Origin of the sequence: Bacillus sp. FJAT-28004 (genome assembly GCF_001280845.1) — a bacterium.
Taxonomy (GTDB): domain Bacteria; phylum Bacillota; class Bacilli; order Paenibacillales; family Paenibacillaceae; genus Pristimantibacillus.
In genome coordinates, this window is sequence record NZ_LGHP01000001.1 from 223,011 (window position 1) to 247,117 (window position 24,107).

Below are 24,107 nucleotides of genomic sequence, written 5' to 3' on the forward strand. Positions count from 1 at the left end.
AAGGCGATAAATCTAAAGTCGTATTAACGAAGTGCTTTTAGATCTTTTATTTGCTCGATATGTCGCTGTTCGTGTAAATATAGCAGTTCGATCCATTGATCTAATGGCAAGTTACCAAACCTAGGATGATTCACGGCTATTTCCTTCAAAATAGATATATCCTCAATCTTAACAAGAACATCCATTAATTTATTTCTTGAGTCGCTTAATAGTTGAATGATCTGTGGCACTTGAAAAGGTTCCGAACTAGGTTCTGAAATCTTAGGTGCCTGAAACTTCACAGACTTATCTAACACAATTTGAATAGGTTTTCGTTCCGTTTTGGATAGAATCTTTTGATCAAGCCCCAATAGAATTGCTTTTCTGAACAAATTCTCCGTTTTCAATAAATGATGACAAATCTGAGCTATACTCCACTTTGTAATCTCAATTGTACGATTGAATTCTTCGTCATTTAGGGATGAAATCTCATTTAACAATCGTTCCCTAGTTGTATATAAGTGTTCATCAAAGTCATCCATACGATCTCCTCCTTAAGTGAATGGTAATTACATCCATTATCATATAACAAGGTACTATGACTTGGTACTATTTATTACCATATTCTATGATCAGCTAAAACGCATACTTGGTCGTCTGTTGGTAGTATTGAAGCTGAGTAAAGTAACAAAGAACAGTAAACATTTATAAAAATGCTAATCACTCAGAAATGAGTGGTTTTTTTTGTGTTTAAGCATAGGAAAAGGTGCTGAGAAACCTACCGTTATACGAAGTATATCGATATACGTCGTTTTGGTTAGAAGAAAATTGTACGGAAATTTTTTCTTGAATTAGATTTTAGTACTTGAAAACGTAAAAATACGTGTTAAACTAAATCATGTAATATAGTTATTAATCGATTAATAAAATAGTTACTCCTTGTGGAGGTGAAGCGTGAACCGAGTCAATTTTCGGGTGTTTTAGTGCTTAATATGGATTCGCGCTTTACGGTGTATTCTTCATAATGCTGATTATTAAAGGGAGTCATAACAGCATGAGTAATAAAAAAAGAAATAATCCTTGCTGCATACAAAACAATCTTCCTGGTTAACAAATGTGTTAAACATATTTTTATCCATGAACCTAGTCATGCGAGTACTAATGACTATATCGTTTAAGGATTTAAATGTAAACGCTTTATCCAAAATTGCGGAGGAGGAATTTTTAAATGAAAAAGTTTGCAAGCACTTTCATTTTTATGTTGGCTCTTATTATGCTCGTAACTGCATGCTCCAGCGGTGCGGGGAAAAACACCGTTAATAACGGTAAAGAAAATACGCCTACGAATGCTGAAGGAAATAAGGAAGCGTCTACAAATGAGACAGCTGCTAATGATTCTGAGCCTGATGGAGGGGCTGCTAAGTCCTCTGTTGATCCATCGATTGCTGGTGAAGTAACGTTCTGGACGTTCCTCGACAATAAAGAGAAGGATGCTGCACTTCAAAAGGCATTTAACGAAGTTTATCCGAACATCAAGTTGAAAACGATTTTTGTACCGTTCGGAGATCTGCATGATAAACTGCAAACGACTTTGGCTGCTGGCAAAGGAGCTCCGGATGTTGCGCTTGTTGAGCAAGGTCAATTCACACGCTATAGCACAGGAAACGTGCTGGAGGATTTGCTTCAACCGCAATATGATGCCGGCAAATATCAAAGCCTTGTATCTGAGTATAACTGGAACCGTTGGTCGTCCATTGACGGCAGCAAATTACTAGGCATGCCGTGGGATGTTACACCTGCCGTAACTTACTACCGTGCAGACATTTTTGAAGAGCTAGGCTTGCCATCTGATCCAGCCGAGCTTGGCGAATATATTCAAGATCCAGACAACTTCTTCACACTAGCTCAAACGTTGAAAGCAAACGGAAAGTACTCCATGGAATGGCGTGATTCACCGGTTCACTGGTTAGGCGATTCACTTGGATACTATGACAGCGAAATGAACTGGGTTCGCAACACGGATGAGTTCGTAAAATTCCTCGATATTTCGAAACAAGTTAACCAATTGAAAATTGCTCCGCATGACGGCATCTACAGTGATAAAGGCAAGCAACGCGTGAAAAAAGGCGAGTCCCCAATGTACGTTGCGGGAACTTATGGCGCACGTGATCTGGAAATCAACTTCCCGGATCAAAAAGGCAAATGGAGAGCAACAACGATGCCTTTTGGTCTTAACGTAGGCATGGGCGGATCGACATTCGTTATTCCTTCGCAAAGCAGCAATAAGGATGCAGCATGGGCATTTGTAGAATTTATTACAACGTCCGAAGCAGCATGGAAGCTATGGATTGAACAATCGGTTCAACCGGATTACAAACATATTACAGGACAAGAATGGTACTTATCTCATACGAATCCTTACCTCGGCGACCAAGAGGATTACAAGTTTTACAATGAACTTGCCAGCCTCATTCCTATTAGACGTTTTACCCGTCTTGACGGCTTAGCTTGGCCTTTATGGGTTGAAGGCGTACTAGCCGCGCTTGATAAGAATATCGATTCAAAAACAGCTATTCAGCAAACACAAGAAAATGTGGAGAACAAGCTAAAGGCTGAGAAGGAAAAATTGATGAAAGAGCTCGCACAGTAACGCTGCTTACTTCCCACAAAACCGAATCATCCTTCACTGAAGGATGATTCGGCATGATAACACGACCAAGTATTTTAACTATTATCGCGAAACGATAGCTGCGCCGCCTTATGATGACGTAAGCCGTTTACGCTAGTATGGCAAGGGGGTGCTCCTTGGTGATTCGTTGGCTAAGTAAGTATAAGGTAACATTGGTTGTCATTGCCGCATTAGTCTGCTTCTTTTTGTGGTGGAATAATTCAAGGGGCTACAACGATGATGCAATGGCTGGAATTGCGTTGGATGCGGAAATCGATCAATCGTCAATTTTGGAAGGTGAAGACGCCAGCAGCAAGCTGGAGCCGTCTTTTAATAAATATGTAGACAGCTGGAGTGAGCAGGGGGCGGCAGATACGACGGATTTCAGCGTTACGCTGTCATCTACTGATTATGCGGGAATCAGCGAGTCAGGAACAAGGATCGTCTCGGGCTTAGGAGACCAAGCTGGTCAAGCTTTGGCGCTTATTGATGAGGATAGCTGGGTGGATTATTCCTTTGAAGTGCCGCAGGCTGGTTATTACCAAATGGGAATGAGCTATTTTGCGATGGAGGGCAAACGCTCGTCCGTCGTTCGCAGCTTGCAAATCGATGGGAAATATCCTTTTTTCCAAGCGAAGAAGCTGGAATTCCAAAGAATGTGGAAGGAAGCGGGGAAAACTTGGTTTGATAATCAGAATAATGAATTCAATCCGCGCAGGGAAGAGACATTCGGTTGGCAATACCGAGAATTTCGTGATGCAGAAGGCAAAACGTACGAGCCGTTTCGTTTCTATCTGACGAAGGGCAAACATACATTGCGTCTTCAAGCGGTCAGGGAGCCTGCGGCAATCGGGAAAATTGACATTTACTCCCCGGCAAAGGTACCGACTTATGCCGAGATTGCCAGCACATACGAACAGAAAGGCTACATGAAAACAACGGGTCAGCTCATTAAGGCGCAGGCCGAGCTGTCGACCTTAAAGTCCGATCCGACACTGAAGCGTATCGAGGATCGTGAGCCGTTAACCGAGCCGTTCAAAAAAGATTCAATCGTACTTAATACGTTCGGCGGCGCTAGCTGGCGAACGGGCGGACAGTGGGCGGAATGGGAAATTGAGGTGCCTGAAAGCGGTTTGTACGAAATCGGAGCACGCTATGGTCAATGGTTTCTTAACGGAATGCCGACACAGCGGACGGTAATGATTGACGGCAAGCTGCCATTCAAAGAAATGAATGAAATTTCCTTTCCTTATAAAGCGGAGTTCCAAGTTGCGAAGTTTGGCAGCGACAACGAGAGTAAAGAGCCTTATCTCTATTATTTAGAGAAGGGCAAGCATACGATTCGCATGGAAGTTCAGGTCGGCGCACTTGGGCGTATGCTCGAGACCGTAACGGATACGACACGCAAAATGTCTCTGCTCGGTCGTGAGGTTATTCAAGTAACGGGTACGAATCCCGATCCAAATGGCGACTGGCGTTTGGAGCAAAATATTGCGAACCTCGTGCCGCGTCTGCAGCTTATGGCGAAGAGCTTCGACGATACGATCAAAGGGCTGTATGCGCTTGGCGTTGATGAAGGCAGCTCTGAAGTAAGTCCGCTATACGAAGCGCGCGACGTGCTGCTCAGCATGTCTAACGATTCAACCTCTATTCCAGGACGTATGCTGCAATTCAATGATTTGCAGGCATCACTTGGCACATGGGTGAACGGGCTGAGCAAGCAAAGCTTGCTGCTAGACTATCTCATCATTAAATCGCCAGATACAGCATGGCCGAAGCCTGATGCAGGCTGGCTGGCTAGAACCGGTACGATGCTTTACGACTTTACGAGCTCTTTCACGAAAAATTACGGCGGTATCGGCAACGTGTATGAAGAGGAGAAGGTGCTGGACGTTTGGGTAGCGAGAGGGCGCGACTGGGTCGACATTATTAAGCAAATGATTGATGAGGATTTCACGACAGAAACAGGCATCAAAGTAAACGTCAACGTCATTCCGGCTCAGCAAATGCAGGTGCTCTTGCTTGCCAGCACGGCTGGTCTAGCACCAGACGTTGCGCTGGGTGTAGAGGGTGAAATTCCAATCGATTATGCAGTCCGGAGCGGACTGGTCAACTTGGAGGAATACGACGATTACGATGAAGTAGCCGCTCGCTTCAGACCAGGAGCACTTATTCCTTACAAATATAACGACGGCAGCTATGCTTTGCCGGAAAATCAGAACTTCAACATGCTGTTCTATCGCAAGGATATTATGCAGCAGCTAGGTATAACGGAGGATCAAATTCCTGATACGTGGCAGGAAGTGATGGATCTCATTCCAATCCTGCAGCAAAACGGCATGGACTTCTTCTACCCGCATGCTCCGAATAATCCAGCGCTTGCCATTAATGAATTTGCACCATTCCTGTTCCAGCAAAACAGCGAGTTCTACCGTGAAGGCGGTAAATACTCGAATCTTGATTCGCCTGAAGCGATGAAGGCTTTTAAGCTTTGGACAGGGTTATTCACGAATTTTAAAATTTCTAAACAAGCTGATTTCTATAACCGTTTCCGTTCCGGCGAAATGCCGATCGGCGTAGCCGATTATTCGACCTACGTGCTGCTATCAACAGCAGCGCCGGAGCTTACCGGCTGGTGGGGGATGAAACCGATGCCGGGCATCAAGCAAGAGGACGGACAAATTAACCGTTCAACCGGGGGCCTCGCGCAAACGGGCATGATCTTCAAAGACACTGACATGAAAGAGCAATCATGGGAGTTCCTGAAATGGTGGACGAGCGCGGATACGCAGGAAAGATTCGGCTCCGAGCTTGAAGCGCTGCTTGGCGTTGAAGCGAGATGGAATACCGCTAATATCGAGGCGCTGAAGCGTATGCCGTGGCAATCCTCTGATATTAACGCGATTCTCGAGCAGTGGGAATGGTTTAAGGAGCGCGAGGTTGTCATTGGCGGTTACTACACGACCAGACATATCGCGAACATTTGGAACCAAATCGTATTGAACGGCAAAATACCGCGTGAGGCGGTGGAGGAAGGCGTTAAGGAAATCGATAAGGAATTGCGCAAGAAGCGCGAGGAATTTGGTTTAAACGATGAACCTGCATCTGCCAAACAAACAACTACCAAAGGAGGCGACAGCCCGTGAAAATGAACGCAGATTCAGCGGCAACCGTAGTTACTCCGGCTGCGGAACGCCTCCGCAAACCGAGTAAACTGTCCTTGCTGTGGCATGAAATGAAGAGAAACAGGGTTTCATACCTGTTTCTCGCTCCGTTTCTTATCCTGTTCACCTTGTTCACAATCGTACCGGTCGTAACATCGGTTGTACTTAGCTTTACGTATTACAACATCTTGGAAGCGCCAAAGTTTATCGGCCTCTCCAATTACAAGCTTTTGTTTGTCGATGACGACATCTTCCTTAAGGCGATTGGCATTACGTTGAAATTCGCGTTCATTACAGGGCCGGTCGGCTATGTTATGGCGTTCTTGCTGGCCTGGCTAATTAGCCAAATTCCGCAAAAATACCGCTTTTTCTATACGCTTTGTTATTATACGCCTTCTATTACGAGCGCAACAGCAATGTCAGTCGTATGGCTCTACCTGTTCGCGGGAGACCGCAAAGGCTTGCTTAACTACTTTGCTTCGAAGCTGGGCATTATCGACGAGCCTTATTTATTTTTGCAAAATATTAATTCGATCGTGCCCGTTATCATTATCGTCTCGCTATGGATGTCGATGGGGGTAGGGTTCTTGGCTTTCCTAGCTGGACTTCAGAACGTACCGAAGGATCTTTATGAGGCAGGGGAAATTGACGGAATTAAGTATAGATGGCAGCAGCTCATTTATATAACGGTTCCATCGGTGAAACCGCAATTGCTGTTTGGCGCGGTGCTTCAGGTCGTTAGTTCACTGACCGTGTTTGATGTCAGTGTGCAGCTCGTTGGACTGCCGAGTCCGCTTTATGCAGGTCATACGATTTTGACACATTTATTCGATTACGCCTTTATCAAGTTTGAGATGGGTTACGCTGCGGCGATCGCAGTCGTGCTGTTCGTCATGATGATCGGGCTAAACCGTCTCATATTCAAATGGCTAGGAAAGGACTGAACCGATATGACTGGCGCAGTGAAAGGCAGGAAGGATTGGGGAGGCTTTTTCCTTTATCTATTTCTTACGTTGTTCGGTCTCTTGATGCTTGCCCCTCTGGTTTATATGGTATCTACAGCCTTTAAACCAACAAGTGAGCTGTTCCTGTTTCCGCCGCGATTTTTCGTGAACAATCCGACGTTAGTCAATTTTCGCGATCTATTGCTCATAACCGGAACAACAAGCGTTCCGTTCTCAAGGTTTATTTTTAACAGCTTGCTGATCAGCTCATGTATTGTTGGCTTTGGAATTCTCGTATCGGCAATGGCTGCCTATCCGCTTGCGAAGCACAATATGCCATTCCGCAGCGCAATTTTCAACATGGTCGTGCTTGCCATCATGTTCTCACCGATGGTTGTGCAGATTCCACAGTATTTGCTCATTAGCAAAATCGGTCTTATCAATACGTATTGGGCTATGATTTTACCTTATTTGGCGGCTCCGATAGGGATGTTTCTCATGACGCAGTTTTTGCGCCAAATCCCGGATGCCTTGCTTGAGGCAGCGCGCATGGACGGCGCTTCCGAATGGAAGGTGTTCTGGGTTGTCGTCATACCAATGCTGAAGCCAGCCATCGCGACTTTTGCCTTATTCAGCTTTATATCTGCCTGGAATGATCCCTACCCTGCGATGGTCTATACGACCGATCAGGATATGAAATCGCTGCCGCTGGCAATCCAGACGTTAAGCGGCGGATATGGGGTCGTCGCGCGTGTCGGCACACTCGCGGCGGCAAGTTTATTGATGATTGTGCCGACGATAATCGTCTTTATCGTAACGCAGCGCTTGGTGCTGCAAACGATGGCGCATTCAGGTCTGAAAGAGTAGGAGGACAACCGGGATGAAGCAGGTTACGATATTCCGATTCGTTGTCAGTACAGCTATCGCTTTACTGATGCTAGTTACAGCTCTACCTGTTCAAACGTTCGCGGCCTCTCCTTATGAAGGGTATACGAGAAATAAGCTGGGCGATGATGTTCACTCGATCAACGGGTACATGTACGAGAGCTCAATTGACGGATATAACCTATCATCGGGGCCATTTAACGCACCTGAAGATATTTTCCTCGCTGACGATGGAACGATGTATATCGTCGATTCAGGAAATAGCCGGATCGTGCATTTGGATGCAAAACATGAGGTGCTGAACATTATCGGTGATGAAGAAGGCGACGGTAAGCTAAACGAGCCAAAAGGTGTTTACGTGAAACGGGATGGAACCGTTTATGTAGCCGATACCAAAAACCAGCGAATCGCTATTTTTGATAAAAACGGGAAATTCCAGAAGCAGTTCGGCAAGCCTGAAAGTCCACTGCTTGGAGCAACCTTCTCGTATTCGCCGTCGAAGCTGCTCGTTGACAAGCGGAACTACATGTTTGTCGTAAGTGACGGGAATACACAGGGTCTTATTCAAATTGATCCGAACGGGCAATTCAAAGGCTTTTATGGTGCGAATCATGTGGGCTTCAGCTGGAGCAGATTGTTCGTTAAACTCGTTGCAACCGAGGAGCAGAAGGCGAAATTGTCCGTTGTTAAACCGCTGGAGTTCTCCAATGCGGTGCAGGACGAGGAAGGTTTCGTTTATACCTCTACACTTGGAACAGAAATGAATCAATTGAAGCGTTTATCGCCAGTCGGTGTGGATACGCTCAATATTGTTCCGAAGAGGTATGGCGGACGGTTTGATGCTGGGCCTTTCGAAGTGCCGTCATTTCTTGATCTCGCGGTAGATAAGGACGGTGTTATAACCGCACTCGATCTTCAGTCCAGCAAAGTATATCAGTATGATAAGCTCGGTAATTTCTTGTTTGTATTCGGAGGGCTTGGCGATCAGAATGGCTTATTTATTACACCATCAAGCCTTGATCAGTCAGCAGACGGCACGGTGTATGTGGTCGATAAAGGACGGAACCGCATTGACTTGTTCCGAACGACGCCGTTCGCTGATCTGGTGCATGATGCATCGCGGCTATTCGTTGATGGACGATATAAAGAGTCGGAGGGAATGTGGAACGAGGTTTTGCATTTGAATGCAAATTTCGATCTAGCCTACCTTGCCATCGGCAAATCTCTCTATAAAGCGGAAAACTATAAGGGAGCTATGGAGTATTTTGAACTGGCAAGATCGCGTTACGACTACTCGGTCGCTTTCAAGGAATATCGGAAGGAATACATTAGAGAGCATTTTGCATGGATATGTCTAGCTATTATTGTACTTATCGCCCTTTTGCGCTACATCATTCCATTTGTTTGGCGCAGAGTTTCCGCGATGCTGTCAGCCCGTAATTCGGCTAAAGTGGTTCAAATGAAGGGAGGAGTGCCTTATGATCGCAACGTTTAAAATGATGCGGCAGGTGCTCGTGCACCCGATAGATTTTTACCACGACATTCAGGAGCCGGGCCGCATTAAATGGGGGCAAGCGTTGTTCATCGTCGCACTTGCTTATATCGCGAGAATGGTTGCCATTCTAATAACGGGGTATGCCTTCGAGACGAGAGAAACCTATGAGATATCGTTCGTGCATGAGCTGATTTGGATCGTCGTGCCGTGGGTAACTTGGACAATATCGAACTGGGGCGTCAGTGCAATTCTTGAGGGGGAAGGCAAATTTAAGGAAGTGTTCGTCGGCAGTGCATTTGCGCTAGTTCCTTATGCGATCTTTATTATTCCAATCACGCTGCTTACGAATATTTTGGCGCTGGATGAAAGCTCTATTTATTCGTTTTTAATCAATTTCACTCTCTACTGGGTAGGTTGGCTGCTCTTGCTTAAGGTAAGAATTGTTCATGATTTTGAGATCGGGAAAATGATTTGGATTACGGTGCTGAGCATCGTCGGTATATTGATTATTTGGTTTATCGGCATTCTAATGTTTGGCTTAATTAATCAGCTCCTTAACTTTATAGTCGACATGTTCAAAGAAATAAACTTCCGAAAGTAGGTGGACGAGATGAGGAAACAACGAAAATGGCTTATTATCGCGGCATTGCTGCTCGTTGTCAGCATATTCCCTCACTTCGGGACCGTGGAAGGCGAAACCCGTGTTCAGGCGGAGGAAGACGCGGGCACGAATGCGCCTGCAACGGAGACCACCGCGGATGCAGAAGCCGCAGTGGTTGCGGATACGACTGCAGCTCAGGAAGACCCCGCAGAAGAGATTGCTGCAGAGACCGCGGAACCTGCTGACCAAGGCGAAGTGAAGCTGTATCCCGTATCTGCTACGAAGCTGATTGCAGAGAACAACAGCTACAAGATGTACATCGATGAGAAAACAGGCAATGTTCGCCTTGTTGATAAGCAAGCCAAAACGGAATGGTTAGGTACGCCGCAGCTTCCTAGAACGACGATGCCTAATAATAAGAAGTTTATGGACGCAGCCGTTCACGTGAAGTATACAGAGGGTTCGGATACCGTACAAACGTATTTGGCGAAGGAAAAGGAAAATAAACTGAAAATCGAGACGATCGACGGTGGAGCGAAAGTGACCTTCCAATTTATTAAGGAAAAGCTTGAGTTTGCGATTGAATATCGCTTGGATGAGAAAGGCTTCGAATTGACGATTCCGGAAGCTTCTATTAAGGAAGCTGGCAAAGCAAAGTTCGTGAGTATTGAGCCGCTGCCATTCTGGAATGCTGCTGCGGATACGGAGGAAGGTGCGATTTTCTTGCCGGACGGCTCGGGCGCTCTTATGAAGTACAGTGCGAAACATCCGCAGTTTTTTGCGGGTTATTCCGAAATGATCTATGGCGCGGACCCGGCGTATGTTACGCAATCACATGAGAATATCGATCAAATATGGCGTCAAAAGGTTGCTCCAAAAGAAATGGTTGCGCTGCCGGTATTCGGCAACTACCGCAATGATATCGGCTCGCTCGGTATTGTAACGAAGGGGCAATACGATGCGAAGGTTAACGGAACGCCGTCTGGCATTCGCGCGATCTCGTATTATCGGACGTCCGCGGAATTTGTGTATCGCTGGAGCGATGTTATTTTTATTGGAACATCAGGAGAAATTCCATTTTTCCAAGGCAACTGGATCAAAGGCGATCGGCAGCTGCGTTATGTGCTGCTTCAGGATAAGGAAGCTGATTACGTTGGTATGGCGCAGGCTTACGGGAAATTCCTGAAAGAAGAGCAGGGAGTTAAGCCTTCAGAACAAACTGCAGTTCCCGTAAAGGTGAAGCTGCTTGGTGGTATTTTGCGCGATGAGGTGCTGGGCAGTACGTTTATTTCGATGACCACATTCGATCAAGCGCGTGAAATTATCGATGCTTTTCAGAAAAAAGGAATCAAAAATTTGGAGCTTACGTTTTCTGGATGGTCTGATGATGGTTTATATGGGGATCAGCCGGATCACTTCCCTGTGGAGAAGAAGCTGGGCGGAGCGAAGGATCTGAAAGACCTTGCCGCATATGCGGCTAATAAAGGTGTTTCGTTTTATTTGGAAGCGAACTATGCTCGCGCAATTGCGGATAGCGATGGCATAAAGAAGGGGAAAGACGCCATTCGCGGTATGGATCGTGAAGTAGCGCCGTCCACTGATTATTATGTCGGGAGCAGATGGAATGACGACAACAGACTCTACTATTGGATGAAGCCAGAGCGTGTCATTAGTAAACATCTGAATAAAGAGCTGAAGGATTATTCGAAGCTTGGCATCTCTGGTGTCCATCTTGCTTATTGGGGAAATACATTGTACTCCGATATCAATCCAAAGTCGCTGACAACACGCGGCGAGACAGCATCAGCGTGGGTTAAAGCTACGGATGCCATTCGGGAAGCGACCGGCGGTGCGTCAGTCGATTATGGCTTTGCTTACATGCTTGGGCATATCGATGGCATTAGCGGCGCGCCGCTGGATTCCAGCCATTTTATTTACAATGACGAGACGGTTCCTTTCTATCAAATTGCGGTGCGAGGTCTAGTGCCATACACGGCTAACCCGATCAATTTGCGAAATGATGCTCAGAACGAGCTGCTTCGGATGGTGGAGTACGGTGCGCTGCCTAGTCTGGAGCTGACTTATGAGCCTACGACGAAGCTTCAAAGAACGCTGGAGGATCGGTTATGGAGCTCGCAATATACGACTTGGATTGACGATGCCGTTCAGCAATATAACGAGCTTGAACAAATCTATGATGCGATCTCAAATCAAGCGATTGCTGATCATGAGAAGCTGAGCAGCGATCTATACCAAACAACGTATGCGAACGGAACAAAGGTTATTGTCAATTACGGCGGTGCTTTAGCGACGGTTGACGGCATCTCTATTCCTGCGGCTGGTTATCTCATGCAGAACGGAGGGAAATGAGCATGGGCAAAAAATTTGGACTCTCGATGAGAGGCCGCCACATCTTTGAGGGATACTCGTTCATTTCCATATGGATTGTCGGTTTCTTATTGTTCATGGTCATTCCGCTCGGCAAATCGCTTTATTATTCGCTTAACAATTTAGAGGTAACGAAGGCAGGGTTAAAGGCATCTTACACGGGCCTAACCCATTACCGGGCTGCTTTTACGACAGACATCGATTTTGTTCCGCTGCTGCAAGCCACGCTGACAACGATGCTGTCGCAGGTGCCGCTCATTCTAATATTTGCGATGTTTAGCGCTTTGCTGCTTAATCGTCCTTTTCGCGGGCGTACATTATTCCGTGGTATTTTCTTTCTGCCGGTCATTATCGCTTCCGGAGCAATTTTGAGAGAGCTGCTGGAGCAGGGGGCTGCCCAGCTCCCGATCTTCTATCAATATGATCTTTACAGCAAGCTAAACGCTTTTATACCGGACAGCATCTTGGAGCCGCTGCTTCAGTATGCAGATTCTCTAACCCTCGTCATGTGGGATTCGGGCGTGCAAATTTTGATTTTTATCGCTGGCTTGCAGACGATCTCGCCTGCGCTTTATGAAGCGGCCAAATGCGATGGGGCGACGAAATGGGAAAGCTTCTGGAAAATTACGTTTCCGATGATTATGCCGATGCTGTTCGTAAACACGCTTTACAGCGTCGTGAACTCATTTACCAAAACGGATAACCAAATTATGAATCACATTATGAACAATGTGTTCAAAACGAATAATTACGCTTATGGCTCTGCAATGGGCTGGATTTACTTTATTGTGATTTCGGTTGTGCTTGCGGTCGTGTTCTTTATCTTCCGCAAAAGCTTGTCAGCAACCGAAGGTAGGGGGTAGAGGGCATGAGTTCACCTAGCATGACCGAAAAATATGCAGACCTTCAAGGCAAAGCGGAAACGGTCTGGAAGATTACGTGGATGAAGCGTGGACGCGGCGTAATCGGAACGATCTTCTACTATGTAGTTATTCTTAGCTTGGCGTTTGTCTTCGTCTATCCGCTGCTGTACATGGTATCGAAATCGCTTATGCGACCGGAGGACGTGGCGGATGCTACGATTCAATGGATTCCGAAGCAGTTCAACTTAACGAATTATTCGATTGCGATGGAGGAAATCAATTTCTGGCCAGGACTGCTGAACAGCTCCATCATTTCATTTGGCAGTGCGATGCTTCAAGTCGTTAGCTGCTCTATTGTAGGCTACGGCTTCGCGCGTTACCGTTTTCCCGGTCAAGCGTTGTTTTTGGCGATGGTTGTATTTACATTTCTTGTGCCGCCGCAGACGATCGTTGTGCCGCTGTTTACCTTTTTCCTCGATTTGGGCTGGGTAAATACGCATCTCCCGTTCGTTGTGCCGGCGTTGCTAGGACACGGACTTAAAGGCTCTTTGTTCGTACTCATCTTTATTCAGTTTTACCGTACGCTGCCGAATGTGCTGGAGGAAGCGGCAAGAATCGATGGTGCAGGTGCGTTCCGGACGTACTGGATGATTATGTTCCCGCTCGCGAAACCAGCCATGCTGGTCGTCTTCTTGTTCTCGGTCGTCTGGCACTGGAATGATCTGTTTGAGCCAAATATGTATTTGCTCGTTCCAGAGTATTTCAACCTGGCGCAAAATATGGCTTTCTTCAACGGCAACGCCAACTTAGATCTTCAGCAGGCATCGAGCTCGATATCCTCAGGCACGCTTGGCATGGCGCCGACGCTGCAAAACCAAGTGATGGCTGGCGTTATGCTAACGATCCTGCCGGTACTCATTTTGTATATGTTCACGCAGCGTTACTTCGTCGAGAGCGTTGAACGTTCTGGGATCGCAGGTGAATAATAGGAGAGGTTCTACAGATTAAAGAGTATGCGATAAAAAAGAAGGGGATGGAGAGCTGGCGGCTCGCGCCGCAAGCTCTTATTCATTTCTTTCATAATAAAGCTTAAAGACGATGTCTTGATTGTAATTGCCAAAGCCAGAGCCGAATAAAGTAACGCCGCCAACATTTTCTGCGTCTTTCTCAACAGCTATGCGGAATTTCCATTGCTTGCTTAAGATGTTGACATCATCAAGCGTAACTTCGGATATTTGCTGGCCGTCGATAAATGTTCCGGTTTGCGTTATTTTCAGCACCTTAAGCAGGCCATATTGATTAATTTCATCCCACCACCAATCGGGGGTATACTTTCCGCGTTTACCGCCGAAGTCGCCAGGACTCGTCCACAGGCCAATTTTGGTGTCATTCAAGTAGAAGGAAATATCGGAAGGCCAATTGTCATTGGCAAAAGGAGCCTCCGAAGAGATTTCGAACGAAATTTCAAGTTCAGTAGGCTTCTCGCTTTTCAATAAGAAGTTGGCCGTTTTGTATTCAATAAAGCCGCTGCTGAACCAAAGTATTCTGGCATTGATACGATCGGGATCAAGAAAAAAACGCGGCTCGTCGAACATGCCAATTACTTTAGCAGTTGTAGCAAGACCACAGGTTGGTTCCACTTCAAAGTCGGTGTAGTGCCCGATGGAAATAATGGATTCATGATAAGTGCGAAGCGCTGGACGCCGTGTTGACGGGAAATCTATTTCAATGCTATCGGTGATAAGCTTGCACATTTTTTTGGTTCCGCCGCTGCTGGAAACCATCTCGGAGCTAATCAAACCGGCCTTTTCGAGCTTTTTCACATGCATCGTCATTATGGGGCTGCTTAGTTCGAGCGCCTGTGCGAGATCCTTGATGTTCATTTCTTGTATAGCAAGCAGTTGTATAATTCTCAATCTTACATCGCTGGCTAATGCTTCATAGATAGGTAAATGAGTATCTGAAATATCAATTTTCATACGTTCACTCCGCTCAGTTTTTTAACTTTGCATCCGCCTTGTATCTTGTGATTGAAATATAAAGTCTTAATCGTTAACAAAAACATTACTTGGATAAAGTTATAAAATCTATTGAGTATGGTTCGCTGTATGTAAGGTTGATTCGTACGATCCAAGCAGCACTAACTATCTTATCTATTTTATATGCAAAGGGATTGCTTGACAATTTATATTTAGAGAGCTCTACCTATTCGTATATATATTAATGAATCTAGGATGACATCTTATTTAAATAGAAATATTAGCTGGAGGACTGAGAGAAAACATGAGTACACAAGCATCCGAACAGTCGCAGAAGCAGCTGCGAAATCCGTTAATAGAACAACGAGCAGATCCATGGGTTATGAAGCATGTAGACGGATATTATTATTTTACGGGATCCGTTCCTGAGTATGATCGGATCGAGCTGCGAAGAGCAAGAACGCTAGAAGGGCTAACTGATACAGAGCAAGTTGTTGTATGGAGAAAACACGATGCAGGGCCTATGAGCCGAAATATTTGGGCCCCCGAGCTGCATTTTATCGCTGGAAAATGGTATGTATATTTTGCCGCGGCAATGGAAGAAGCGCCATTTAGACATCGCATGTATGTGATTGAAAATGATTCGGATAATCCGCTTGAGGGCAATTGGACGGAAAAGGGCCAGATCGTAACGGATTGGGATTCGTTCTCGCTCGATGCTACTAGCTTCTTGCATAATGGCGAGCAATATTTAGTATGGGCGCAGCAAGACCCAGCCATTCAAGGCAATACGAATTTGTATATCGCTTCGATGAGCAATCCTTGGACGCTGAAGAGCAAGCAAGTAATGATTACGAAACCCGAGCTCGACTGGGAAGTTATTGGCTTCATGGTGAATGAGGGAGCGGCTGTCATTAAGCGGAGCGGGAAAATATTCATGACTTATTCCGGCAGCGCCACTAATCATAACTATGCGATGGGGTTATTGACAGCTTCCGAGTTCAGTAATCTACTCGATCCCCTCTCATGGGTGAAGACACAGACACCAGTGTTTACGAGTTGCCCGGAAAATAGCCAATATGGCCCAGGCCATAACAGCTTCACTGTGTCGGAGAACGGCGAGCAGGATATTCTGATCTACCATGCGCGTAGCTACAAAGACATTGAAGGTGATCCACTATTTGATCCCAATCGCCATGCACGAGCCAAGGTGTTTACGTGGAATGACGACGGGACCCCGAATTTCGGGAGGCCGCCAGCAGATAATCTGTAGTTAATTAGCAAGAGCTGCCTGTAAAAAGGCGGCTTTTGTTCTTATATTAAAAGTGTTCGATAAAAAAAAGAGCTGCAATCGAAGGCGAAGTACACCATCTTTGCAGCTCATGTGAGATTATACAGCTTGCAAGCCAGCTTGGTTAAGCATGTTCCAAGGTTTGTTGTAATGAGGCTGGAAGAAGAAGTCGACGTAGCTTAATTCCTCCATCGTCATTCCGTTCTGGATGCAAACCGACAATGTATTAATCGACTGGGTAAGATCCACTTTCGATAAGACCTGCGCGCCAACGATTCTGCCGCTATCCGCTTCATAGACGACCTTCAATGTCACTTGCTCGAAGGTAGGCATAAATTCGAGACGGTAGCTATCAACGATTGTGACATTTTTCACATTCATTCCCGCAGCAAGCGCAGCTGTTTCCGTTAAACCTGTCGATGCAATATTATAATCGTAAATCTTAATACCCGACGTGCCTTGTGTTCCGAGATATCTGACCGTTGGTTTCATCAGGTTTTTGGCAACGAGCGTTCCCATGCGTACCGCGTTTGTTGCTAAAGGGATATAAGCATTTCGCCCTGTTGGATTATAGTGAATGGCGCAGCTGTCGCCAGCGGCAAATACATCCGGCTTGCTCGTTCTCATATAATCATCCACAATGATCGCGCCGTTAGGCAGCATATCAACTTGGCCTTTCAATAGCTCAGTGTTGGGACGGAACCCAATGCAAAGCACGACGAGGTCTGCTTCATATTCTCCCGCTGTTGTGATGACAGTCGTTACCTGACCCTCGCTGCCCTTAAACGAAGTAACCGTTTGGCCGGTTGCGATGGTAATTCCTTTATCAATCAATGCTTGCTCTGTAACTTCGGTAAATTCACGATCCAAGTATTTATATAAAATACGTTCCATATTGTCAATTAAGGTAACCTGTTTGCCAAGCTGTTCAAATGCTTCAACGAGCTCAATACCGATGTAGCCAGCTCCGATAACAGCAATGCGGTTCGCTGTTTTTGCTTTTTCGATGATTTCTTTCGAATGGTTGTAGTTTTTGCATAGTACTATATTTTCAAGCGCGATGCCGTCCATTTGCGGAATAATCGGCCACGAGCCTGTCGTAACGACGAGCTTATCATAACTTTCCGTAAATTCGTCGCCCGTTACAAGATTGCGGACTTGAATTTGTTTGGCATCCGTATTTACAGCAAGCACATCATGTCGCATATGCGTCTTCACGCCAAGCTCAGCGAGCTGCTCGGGCGAAGCATAAAATAGCTGCTCGGCATTTTTTACTACACCGCCAACATGCAGCGCGATACCGCACGATAGAAACGAGATATTGTCATTCCGCTCATAAACGGTAATGTTCGCCTCCGGGTAAAGTACAGCCATTTGTTTAATTGCAGCAGTTCCTGCGTGTGTACAGCCAATAACAGCGATATTAATTGTCATATAAAACGCCTCCTATGGGATGTGTAAAGGGGAGTCTGCAAACGCAGTCGCCTATACAACGTGAATTAATTCACAATATACTATACAGTGTGAAAAAAATCACAACCTTTGATTGCTTTTATCATATGCGCTTTTGAGAAAAATGACAAGGGGTGTTCAAGCCGTTTTTACAATATTGATTAAATTTTCAGATTATTTGACACTTTTTGTCCACAACTTCCACCGAAACCACTTTTCATAAGATTAGATAGTAACGAGGCGTGAGCAAGCGCTGAAAAGCAGCTGATCTGCTCCCTTCATGTTACGGTAATTGATTTATTAAATGTTCAGGATGGAGCAGCTTCTTAAAACGGCTAGTTATATAGGTATTAAACCAAAATGCATGGTAGGGATGTAAACCAGCGTTATACGCACCATCGAGCTCACTGGAACCGCCATCGCCTACAAATACCGCATTTCCTGGATCTACGCCCATCCGCTCACAGGCTAATTGATATATTCGAATATCTGGTTTGGCTAAGCCAACTTTGAACGAAAAGATGGCATCGTCAAAATAGGGAGCAAGTTCGCTTGCCTGCCACTGCTGAACTTCCTCTTCTGTACAATTACTAATAAGGCCTATTTTTATATGTTTACTTTGCAACTGTTCTAACATGGCAATGACAGCAGGCTGAATCGTTAGAAAGGGAGCTTTCTTTTCTTCGATTCTTGTTCGATATAAATGCTCCACGATTTGTTCGTTATATGGCAAATTCCGCTTCTCCAAAATGTTCCTCATTACTTCGATGAAGTTAACAAATTGTCCGGTCATTCTTGCTTCTTGGCGGTTTCCCCATTCTTTCTTGAAATCTTCATGATTCATTCCGAATAATGTGGAGTCGTTTGTAGATCTATTTATTGTACGTTTACCGTCTGTAAATTCGGTTACCAACGTTTCAAACAAATCGAAAAATACAGCTTTTGTGTGCAGTATAACCAACTCCTTTTTTAGATAATAATAAAATTTTTTCTATTGTTGAGTTAACCATTCATTCGAGATGTAACGATGTTATTCCTTTCAGCAACACTGATATTTTCATTTTGAAGCGTTTTGCATTAGACTCTTTAGGTAAAGCGAGCAATAGCTGAGGAGGAATTCATAATGAAAGCAATATATGATGATAAAATCGTACTTATAACTGGCGCCGGAGCCGGTATTGGCCGAGCTCTTGCGCTAGCTTATGCGGAACAAGGAGCACTTCCAGTATTGGTGGATAAAAATGAAGAGGGACTCGAGCAAACAGGTTTGCTGCTGCAAGAGTCAGGTTACGATTCTTTATCATTTACTGCCGATATGAGTAAACCTGATGACATTATTGGAATGCTGCATGATTTGGAAACGATTGTAGGGAGACTGGACATCGTCATTAACAATGCAGGTTTTGGCATATGGAAGTCACCGTACGATCTAACCATTGACGAATGGGACAGCGTTGTGAATACGAACCTGCGCGGGACGTTCGTTTGCTCGCGTGAAGCTGCCAAGCTGATGCGGACAACCGGCGGTGGAGCCATCGTAAACATTTCCTCCACGAGAGCGATGATGTCGGAACCGAATGGTGAGGCCTATGCTGCTTCGAAAGGCGGAATTCTCTCGCTTACGCATGCGATGGCGGTGTCGCTCGGCCCAGATCACATTACAGTTAACGCGATTTGTCCGGGTTGGATTGAGACGGGGGATTACAGCAAGCTGCGCCCAGAGGATCACGTGCAGCATCCGTCTGGGCGTGTAGGCAAGCCAGAAGATGTTGCCCTAGCATGTCTATATCTAACAGATCCCAAAAATGATTTTGTGACCGGAACCCATATCACTCTTGATGGCGGTATGACGAGAAAAATGATTTATGAGGAGTAACTAGTAGTTGGGCTTATGAAGTCAGCATTAGTTGAGAACAAAAAACAGTCGAGCAGATTTTTTTAAAACTGCTCGACTGTTTTGTTTATTCATGTTGAAACCGCGAACAAGCTTCCATCGATTATAAAATATATTAGTATTTAAATATATACTAAAGTTAGTATGTCTTCGGGTTTGAAACCGATGGAATGATAAAAGTAGAATGAAAAGAAGACGATTATTATGGGAAAATTGGTTTTAGGACAGGTTTTCAGTATGGAATAGTAGGGTGAAGAAAATAAATATCCATTTTTTATACTAAATAGAGTATTTAAAAGTATAACAATATAAACTAGAATAAGTTCATCAAGGAAGCGCTTGCAAAAAAAGGGAGGCGTCAAATATTATGAACAGAAAATTATCGGCAAAGCTTGGACTCGTTCTACTATTGTGCTTTGGTATGCTGTTGTCGGCTTGTTCATCAGGTGGGAATGGAAACGGTTCTTCGACGAATGGGAATGTGGGTAATAAAGAAGACGCAGCAGTAAACACGCCGCAAGAGAAAGTGAAGATTTCGTTCATGGGTCATGGCAGCCCGCAGGAGAAAGATATATTCGCGAAGCTGATCAAATCGTATGAAGTGAAATACCCGAACGTAAAGGTTGAGTATACAAGCGTGCCGCCAGCAGAATACAATCAGAAGCTGTCTACGTTAGTCGCATCAGGCAAAACGCCGGACGTATTCTACGTATCGGGACCGCAGTTTTACAAGTTTGCCGAAGCAGGCACAATTCAAAATTTGCAGCCGTTTCTAGAAACGACAGAACTGTTCCAAGCAGATAATGTATGGAAGCAAGCGCTGGATCGTTACCGTTTTGACGGCAAGGAGCTAGGCCAAGGGGATTTGTACGGATTGCCGAAGGACGTAGGTCCATGGGCAATGGCCTACAACAAAACGATGTTTGAGGAAGCTGGCGTCGAATTGCCGCCTGCAGAGGTTGGCAAATGGACGTGGGAGAATTGGCTCGAAGCAGCGAAAAAGCTGACGAAAGATGAGAATGGCGATGGCAAAGTCGACATTTACGGCGGAGCCAACTTCACGTTGGAAGGTGCGGTATGGGCAAGCGGTGGAGACTTCATCGACTACAAAACAGGAACGGTTACGATCGATACGCCTGAATTCACCAAAGCGATGCAATGGGTAGCCGATCTGCGCCTGAAGCATAATGTAACGCCATCGCCGGAGGATGAGAAAGCGATGAATGCTTATTCTCGTTTTGTAGCCGGTAAAGTAGGCATGTTCCCTATGGGTCCGTGGGATCAACCAGGCTTCTGGGATTTGCCGTTTGAATGGGACATCGCCGCATGGCCGGTGAATCCTGAAACAGGCAAAGCAGGAACATGGGTTGGATCGATGGGTTACTCGGTGTCAAGCAAATCGAAGCATGCACAGGAAGCGTTTAACTTAGCGGCATTCCTTGCGCTGGATAAAGAAGGACAGAAGCAAAACTACGAGCTGGGGCAAGCGGTGCCTAACTTGATTGATATGGCAAAAGGCGAGTTTGTAGCTTATGACAAGGCACCTGCAAACCGACAAGTTTTCCTTGATATTATTGAAGATTACGGTCATCCTCCGGTTGATTTTGGTTCAAAGGATACGAAATGGATCGATACGATGTGGCAAGAGGCCGGCAAAGTGTGGGATGGAAAAATGACTGCGGAGGGCTGGGCGAAGGAATTGCAGCCGAAGCTTCAAGACTTGTATGACAAAGGTAATAAGTAAAAGGAATATGCATTAGAGAAACTATGCCTTGAGGTTCTTAACCTTAAGGCATAGTTTTTTTGTTGAGATCCACCGTTGATTAAGCTAAAGACAAAATGAAATTAATTTAGTATACTTGATATATTAATATAAGGAGAGGGCGTCGTTATGAAAAATTTCCCTTTATATAAACAAATTCAAGTCGAAATTTTAGGGCAAATCAAGACTGGGAAATTACGTCCCGGAGATCGCGTCCCTTCCGAGAAGGAACTTGCGGACAAATATAGAGTCAGCCAAATTACGAGTAAAAATGCATTGATTGGTTTAGCTGATGAAGGCGTGCTCGTTCGAGTACAAGGCAAAGGAACGTTTGTAAGGCAGGATGGCGAAGCGGCAGAGGAATTAGATGTTTCAAGCAATGTGCGGGATGTCATCGGACTAATTCTACCGTGCATGAAGACGAAGGTAGATCAGAAAATTCTTGATTCAATTGAAAAGTATGTAACAGCCAGCGGCTACAACCTTCAGGTCCGGATTACAAGAGAGTCGCAAATTGAAGAAAGCGCAGCTATTGAATCAATGGTCGCTGCAAATGTACGCGGATTAATTGTATTTCCAACGGAGGAGGAGCGCTATAACGATAGCATTTTACGCTTGTCGCTTGATAAATTCCCGCATGTGCTGATCGATCGTTTTTTGAAAGAGATTCGCACGTATAGCGTCAGCTCGGATAATGTGAATGGAACGGAACAGGCCATTACCCATTTGCTCGACAGCGGCCATGAGCATATTGCTCTTATCACACCTGAAATTACGAATACAGCGACCGAAGAGAGAGTCGTTGGGTTTGAAAAAGCGTATTTAGCCAAAAAACTTCCGATCAACAAGGATTTATGGTGCATCCTCAAAATTGAGGATATATCTAGCGGCAAAGCGCAGCACATTATTGAATCCTTTATGAGTGAACGGCCTGAGGTTTCAGCCGCATTTGTTGTCAATGTTGAGCTGACCAATTATACATATTATGCAGCGAAGAGGTTGAAGAAATTAGTGCCTGACGATATTGAGCTCGTTTGCTTTGACCGACCGGATTTCCAAGATGTATCGTATTTGCAGCAAAATGAAGATGAGATTTGCAAGGTTACCGTTGAGCTTCTTCATGCGCAATTACAAGGGGAGTACGAGCCGCAGCGTATCGTCGTACCCGTAAAGTTTTGCAAAACGTAATCAATAGAACATACAAATACCGTGTGCTGATTTTTAGTGCAGGGTATTTTTTTATATTATATTCAGTATATAAACATATAACAATATAATTTATAATGAATTCATTGGATTAAGCGCTTACAGAGTGCTGGAAGTATTCACACAACATAGGGGGCGTCAAACGCAATGAAGAGCAAATTATCCGTAAAGTTTGGACTCGTACTGCTATTATGCTTTGGAATATTGTTATCGGCTTGTTCATCAGGCGGAAATGGAAACGGTTCTACTCCAAAAGGGAATACGGGTAACAAAGGTGATGCAGCAGTAAACACACCGCAAGAGGAAGTGAAGATTTCGTTTATGGGTCATGGCAGCCCGCAGGAGAAAGATATATTCGCGAAGCTGATCAAATCGTATGAAACGAAATACCCGAACGTAAAGGTTGAGTATACAAGCGTGCCGCCAGCAGAATACAACCAGAAACTGTCTACGCTGGTCGCATCGGGAAAAACACCGGACGTATTTTACGTATCGGGACCGCAGTTTTACAAGTTTGCCGAAGCAGGCACAATTCAAAATTTGCAGCCGTTTCTAGAAACGACAGAACTGTTCCAAGCAGCTAATGTATGGAAGCAAGCGCTCGATCGTTACCGTTTTGACGGCAAGGAGCTAGGCCAAGGGGATTTGTATGGATTGCCGAAGGACGTAGGTCCATGGGCAATGGCCTACAACAAAACGATGTTTGAGGAAGCAGGCGTCGAATTGCCGCCTGCAGAGGTTGGCAAATGGACGTGGGACAATTGGCTCGAAGCAGCGAAGAAGCTGACGAAAGATGAGAATGGCGATGGCAAAGTCGACATCTACGGCGGAGCCAACTTCACGCTGGAAGGCGCGGTATGGGCAAGCGGTGGAGAGTTCATCGACTACAAAACAGGAAAGGTTACGATCGATACACCTGCATTCACTAAAGCGATGCAATGGGTAGCCGATCTGCGCCTGAAGCATAATGTAACGCCATCGCCAGAGGATGAGAAAGCAATGAATGCGTACTCTCGTTTTGTAGCCGGTAAAGTAGGCATGTTCCCGATGGGTCCGTGGGATCAACCGGGCTTCTGGGACTTGCCGTTTGAATGGGACATCGCCGCATGGCCGGTGAATCCTGAGACAGGCAAAGCAGGAACATGGGTTGGATCGATGGGTTACTCGGTATCAAGCAAATCGAAGCATGCACAGGAAGCGTTTAACTTAGCAGCATTTCTTGCGCTAGACAAAGAAGGACAGAAGCAAAACTACGAGCTGGGGCAAGCGGTGCCTAACTTAATTGATATGGCAAAAGGCGAATTTGTAGCTTATGACAAGGCGCCTGCGAACCGTCAAGTTTTCCTTGATATTATCGAAGATTACGGTCATCCGCCGGTTGACTTCGGTTCAAAAGATACGAAATGGATCGATACGATGTGGCAAGAGGCCGGCAAAGTGTGGGATGGCAAGATGACTGCGGAGGGCTGGGCGAAGGAATTGCAGCCGAAGCTTCAAGAGCTCTATGACAAGGGCAATAAGTAAGTTAATTGTTTT

At 45.4% G+C, this 24,107-nt stretch carries 18 protein-coding genes; 14 read left to right on the plus strand and 4 right to left on the minus strand.

Going from position 1 to position 24,107, the window contains the following annotated elements:
- Positions 1 to 23: 23 nt before the first annotated feature.
- Positions 24 to 521, minus strand: a complete 498-nt coding sequence (locus AC787_RS00970) for a DinB family protein (protein ID WP_054023078.1) — start codon at positions 519 to 521, stop codon at positions 24 to 26.
- Between the two features lie 686 nt (positions 522 to 1,207).
- Between AC787_RS00970 and AC787_RS00975 the strand changes: the two genes are divergently transcribed.
- From AC787_RS00975 to AC787_RS01015, 9 genes are all read left to right on the plus strand, one after another.
- Positions 1,208 to 2,629 carry an ABC transporter substrate-binding protein gene (locus AC787_RS00975; protein WP_054023079.1) on the plus strand — a complete coding sequence of 474 codons (1,422 nt, stop codon included), beginning with the start codon at positions 1,208 to 1,210 and terminating at the stop codon, positions 2,627 to 2,629.
- Positions 2,630 to 2,787: 158 nt separating this feature from the next.
- Complete coding sequence (locus AC787_RS00980) at positions 2,788 to 5,793, plus strand: extracellular solute-binding protein (RefSeq protein WP_054023080.1); 3,006 nt, start codon at positions 2,788 to 2,790, stop codon at positions 5,791 to 5,793.
- A 2-nt stretch (positions 5,794 to 5,795) separates the two neighbouring features.
- Entirely contained in the window at positions 5,796 to 6,755 is a 960-nt protein-coding gene (locus AC787_RS00985; protein ID WP_054026827.1) for a carbohydrate ABC transporter permease, read from the plus strand.
- 6 nt (positions 6,756 to 6,761) lie between these two features.
- Positions 6,762 to 7,622: a carbohydrate ABC transporter permease gene (locus AC787_RS00990; RefSeq protein ID WP_054023081.1), complete on the plus strand. Its 861-nt coding sequence runs from the start codon at positions 6,762 to 6,764 to the stop codon at positions 7,620 to 7,622.
- 13 nt (positions 7,623 to 7,635) lie between these two features.
- Positions 7,636 to 9,135: an NHL repeat-containing protein gene (locus AC787_RS00995; RefSeq protein ID WP_054023082.1), complete on the plus strand. Its 1,500-nt coding sequence runs from the start codon at positions 7,636 to 7,638 to the stop codon at positions 9,133 to 9,135.
- Entirely contained in the window at positions 9,119 to 9,736 is a 618-nt protein-coding gene (locus tag AC787_RS01000; RefSeq protein WP_054023083.1) for a YIP1 family protein, read from the plus strand. Before AC787_RS00995 ends, AC787_RS01000 begins: the two co-directional genes overlap by 17 nt.
- 9 nt (positions 9,737 to 9,745) lie before the next feature.
- Positions 9,746 to 12,106, plus strand: a complete 2,361-nt coding sequence (locus AC787_RS01005) for a DUF5696 domain-containing protein (RefSeq protein WP_054023084.1) — start codon at positions 9,746 to 9,748, stop codon at positions 12,104 to 12,106.
- A gap of 2 nt (positions 12,107 to 12,108) precedes the next feature.
- Positions 12,109 to 12,987 carry a carbohydrate ABC transporter permease gene (locus AC787_RS01010; protein WP_054023085.1) on the plus strand — a complete coding sequence of 293 codons (879 nt, stop codon included), beginning with the start codon at positions 12,109 to 12,111 and terminating at the stop codon, positions 12,985 to 12,987.
- Between the two features lie 5 nt (positions 12,988 to 12,992).
- A complete protein-coding gene (locus AC787_RS01015) occupies positions 12,993 to 13,973 on the plus strand; it encodes a carbohydrate ABC transporter permease (RefSeq protein WP_054023086.1) in 981 nt (326 codons plus the stop codon).
- Positions 13,974 to 14,051: 78 nt separating this feature from the next.
- Here AC787_RS01015 and AC787_RS01020 read toward each other — a convergent pair whose 3' ends face one another.
- The gene (locus AC787_RS01020) at positions 14,052 to 14,966 is read right to left on the minus strand and encodes an ArsR/SmtB family transcription factor (RefSeq protein WP_054023087.1); all 915 of its coding nucleotides are present in this window, start codon (positions 14,964 to 14,966) and stop codon (positions 14,052 to 14,054) included.
- A 304-nt stretch (positions 14,967 to 15,270) separates the two neighbouring features.
- On the opposite strand from AC787_RS01020, the gene AC787_RS01025 reads away from it, so the two are divergent.
- Positions 15,271 to 16,239, plus strand: a complete 969-nt coding sequence (locus AC787_RS01025; protein WP_054023088.1) for a family 43 glycosylhydrolase — start codon at positions 15,271 to 15,273, stop codon at positions 16,237 to 16,239.
- A 117-nt stretch (positions 16,240 to 16,356) separates the two neighbouring features.
- Here the strand turns inward: AC787_RS01025 and AC787_RS01030 are convergent, their stop codons facing one another.
- A complete protein-coding gene (locus AC787_RS01030) occupies positions 16,357 to 17,685 on the minus strand; it encodes an FAD-dependent oxidoreductase (RefSeq protein WP_054026828.1) in 1,329 nt (442 codons plus the stop codon).
- Positions 17,686 to 17,992: 307 nt separating this feature from the next.
- Complete coding sequence (locus AC787_RS01035; RefSeq protein ID WP_268760157.1) at positions 17,993 to 18,670, minus strand: HAD family hydrolase; 678 nt, start codon at positions 18,668 to 18,670, stop codon at positions 17,993 to 17,995.
- A 162-nt stretch (positions 18,671 to 18,832) separates the two neighbouring features.
- Between AC787_RS01035 and AC787_RS01040 the strand changes: the two genes are divergently transcribed.
- The 4 genes from AC787_RS01040 to AC787_RS01055 all read left to right on the plus strand — a co-directional run bounded on the left by AC787_RS01040 (position 18,833) and on the right by AC787_RS01055 (position 24,095).
- Positions 18,833 to 19,585 (plus strand): SDR family NAD(P)-dependent oxidoreductase, encoded by a 753-nt coding sequence (locus AC787_RS01040; RefSeq protein ID WP_054023089.1) that lies wholly within the window; start codon positions 18,833 to 18,835, stop codon positions 19,583 to 19,585.
- A 385-nt stretch (positions 19,586 to 19,970) separates the two neighbouring features.
- Positions 19,971 to 21,347 carry an ABC transporter substrate-binding protein gene (locus AC787_RS01045; RefSeq protein WP_054023090.1) on the plus strand — a complete coding sequence of 459 codons (1,377 nt, stop codon included), beginning with the start codon at positions 19,971 to 19,973 and terminating at the stop codon, positions 21,345 to 21,347.
- 147 nt (positions 21,348 to 21,494) lie between these two features.
- Positions 21,495 to 22,553, plus strand: a complete 1,059-nt coding sequence (locus tag AC787_RS01050; RefSeq protein ID WP_054023091.1) for a GntR family transcriptional regulator — start codon at positions 21,495 to 21,497, stop codon at positions 22,551 to 22,553.
- A gap of 165 nt (positions 22,554 to 22,718) precedes the next feature.
- Entirely contained in the window at positions 22,719 to 24,095 is a 1,377-nt protein-coding gene (locus AC787_RS01055; protein ID WP_054023092.1) for an ABC transporter substrate-binding protein, read from the plus strand.
- Positions 24,096 to 24,107 lie beyond the last annotated feature (12 nt).

Excerpts from the sequence above, each read along its gene's own strand:
- AC787_RS00970 (WP_054023078.1), bottom strand. The coding sequence starts at position 521 with ATGGATGACTTTGATGAACACTTATATACAACTAGGGAACGATTGTTA.
- AC787_RS00975 (WP_054023079.1), top strand. The coding sequence starts at position 1,208 with ATGAAAAAGTTTGCAAGCACTTTCATTTTTATGTTGGCTCTTATTATG.
- AC787_RS00985 (WP_054026827.1), top strand. The coding sequence starts at position 5,796 with ATGAACGCAGATTCAGCGGCAACCGTAGTTACTCCGGCTGCGGAACGC.
- AC787_RS00990 (WP_054023081.1), top strand. The coding sequence starts at position 6,762 with ATGACTGGCGCAGTGAAAGGCAGGAAGGATTGGGGAGGCTTTTTCCTT.
- AC787_RS00995 (WP_054023082.1), top strand. The coding sequence starts at position 7,636 with ATGAAGCAGGTTACGATATTCCGATTCGTTGTCAGTACAGCTATCGCT.
- AC787_RS01000 (WP_054023083.1), top strand. The coding sequence starts at position 9,119 with ATGATCGCAACGTTTAAAATGATGCGGCAGGTGCTCGTGCACCCGATA.
- AC787_RS01005 (WP_054023084.1), top strand. The coding sequence starts at position 9,746 with ATGAGGAAACAACGAAAATGGCTTATTATCGCGGCATTGCTGCTCGTT.
- AC787_RS01010 (WP_054023085.1), top strand. The coding sequence starts at position 12,109 with ATGGGCAAAAAATTTGGACTCTCGATGAGAGGCCGCCACATCTTTGAG.
- AC787_RS01015 (WP_054023086.1), top strand. The coding sequence starts at position 12,993 with ATGAGTTCACCTAGCATGACCGAAAAATATGCAGACCTTCAAGGCAAA.
- AC787_RS01020 (WP_054023087.1), bottom strand. The coding sequence starts at position 14,966 with ATGAAAATTGATATTTCAGATACTCATTTACCTATCTATGAAGCATTA.
- AC787_RS01025 (WP_054023088.1), top strand. The coding sequence starts at position 15,271 with ATGAGTACACAAGCATCCGAACAGTCGCAGAAGCAGCTGCGAAATCCG.
- AC787_RS01040 (WP_054023089.1), top strand. The coding sequence starts at position 18,833 with ATGAAAGCAATATATGATGATAAAATCGTACTTATAACTGGCGCCGGA.
- AC787_RS01045 (WP_054023090.1), top strand. The coding sequence starts at position 19,971 with ATGAACAGAAAATTATCGGCAAAGCTTGGACTCGTTCTACTATTGTGC.
- AC787_RS01050 (WP_054023091.1), top strand. The coding sequence starts at position 21,495 with ATGAAAAATTTCCCTTTATATAAACAAATTCAAGTCGAAATTTTAGGG.
- AC787_RS01055 (WP_054023092.1), top strand. The coding sequence starts at position 22,719 with ATGAAGAGCAAATTATCCGTAAAGTTTGGACTCGTACTGCTATTATGC.